The organism is Streptomyces himastatinicus ATCC 53653, assembly GCF_000158915.1.
Lineage (GTDB): Bacteria > Actinomycetota > Actinomycetes > Streptomycetales > Streptomycetaceae > Streptomyces > Streptomyces himastatinicus.
In genome coordinates, this window is sequence record NZ_GG657754.1 from 910,841 (window position 1) to 912,234 (window position 1,394).

Annotated in this window: 1 protein-coding gene and 1 pseudogene; both read left to right on the forward strand. The window is 65.4% G+C overall.

Annotation, left to right across the window (positions count from 1 at the left end; all coding sequences use genetic code 11):
• On the forward strand, positions 1–1,146 hold a 1,146-nt coding region (locus tag SSOG_RS03185; RefSeq protein WP_106516342.1), incomplete at its 5' end, for an ABC transporter substrate-binding protein.
• Positions 1,139–1,394, forward strand: a pseudogene (locus SSOG_RS03190) (sugar ABC transporter permease); the annotation flags it as partial. The gene SSOG_RS03185 and the pseudogene SSOG_RS03190, both read left to right, overlap by 8 nt.

Below are 1,394 nucleotides of genomic sequence, written 5' to 3' on the forward strand. Positions count from 1 at the left end.
GTGCTGCCGGAGAACGATGTCCGCGACAAGATCAGTCAGGACTTCTCCAATCAGGCCGGGCAGTACGACGTCGCCACCATCAGCAATTTCGAGGTGCCGTTCTACGCCGAGAACAGCTGGCTGATGCCGCTGGACGAGCATGTCGCCAAGGACAAGGCATTCGACCAGAAGGACATCCTTCCGCCGATGCGGCAGTCGCTGACCGCCGGTGACGGACAGCTGTACGCGCAGCCCTTCTACGGCGAGTCGTCGTTCCTGATGTACCGCAAGGATGTCTTCGCCGAGAAGAATCTCAAGATGCCCAAGCGGCCCACCTGGAACCAGGTGGCGGATCTCGCGGCCAAGGCCGATGGCGCCCGCAAGGGGATGAAGGGCATCTGTCTGCGCGGGCTGCCCGGCTGGGGCGAGCTGATGGCCCCGCTCACCACGGTCGTCAACACCTTCGGCGGCACCTGGTTCACCAAGGACTGGAAGGCGCAGCTGACCTCGCCCGAGTTCGTCAAGGCGACCAAGTTCTATGTCGACTTGGTGCGCAAGCACGGCGAGGCCGGTGCCTCCCAGTCCGGCTTCGCCGAGTGCCTCAACAACCTCACCCAGGGCAAGAGCGCCATGTGGTACGACGCCACGTCGGCAGCCGGTTCGCTGGAGGCCGCCAAGTCCCCCGTCAAGGGCAAGATCGGCTATGTCCAGGCGCCGGTCGAGAAGACCGACAGCTCGGGCTGGCTCTACACCTGGGCCTGGGGCATCCAGAAGGCGTCGCGCAACTCCGACAAGGCGTGGAAGTTCATCTCCTGGGCCTCCAGCAAGAAGTACGAGAAACTGGTCGGAAAGACCTTCGGCTGGTCCAACGTGCCCGCGGGCAAACGGGCCTCCACCTACGCCAACGAGGAATACCGCAAGTCCGCGGGCGCGTTCTCCGAGGTCACCCGAAAGGCCATCACCAGCGCCAAGCCGCGCGATCCCGGCGTACAGGAGCGGCCGACCATCGGCATCCAGTTCGTCGACATCCCCGAATTCGCCGATCTCGGCACCAAGGTCGCCCAGGAGATCAGCGCCGCCATCGCCGGGAAGCAGTCCGTCGAGCAGGCATTGAAGACATCGCAGAAGCTGGCCGAGAAGGTGGGCGAGGAGTACCGAGATGAGTAATCCGACAACCGCGGTCCCCGTCCGCGGCGAGCGCCCGCCGACCGTGGCCGCCGCCTCCCGGAACACCTCCCGGCCGCCCAGGAACCGGGCCCGGGAGTGGGCCACCCGGGCACCGCTGATGCCCGCCCTGATCTTCCTGATCGTGGTCACCCAGCTGCCGTTCGTGGCGACGCTGGTGATCTCCCTCTTCGACTGGAACTCGTTCCGCCCCGACAACCGTGAATTCGCGGGCCTGGAGAACTACACGA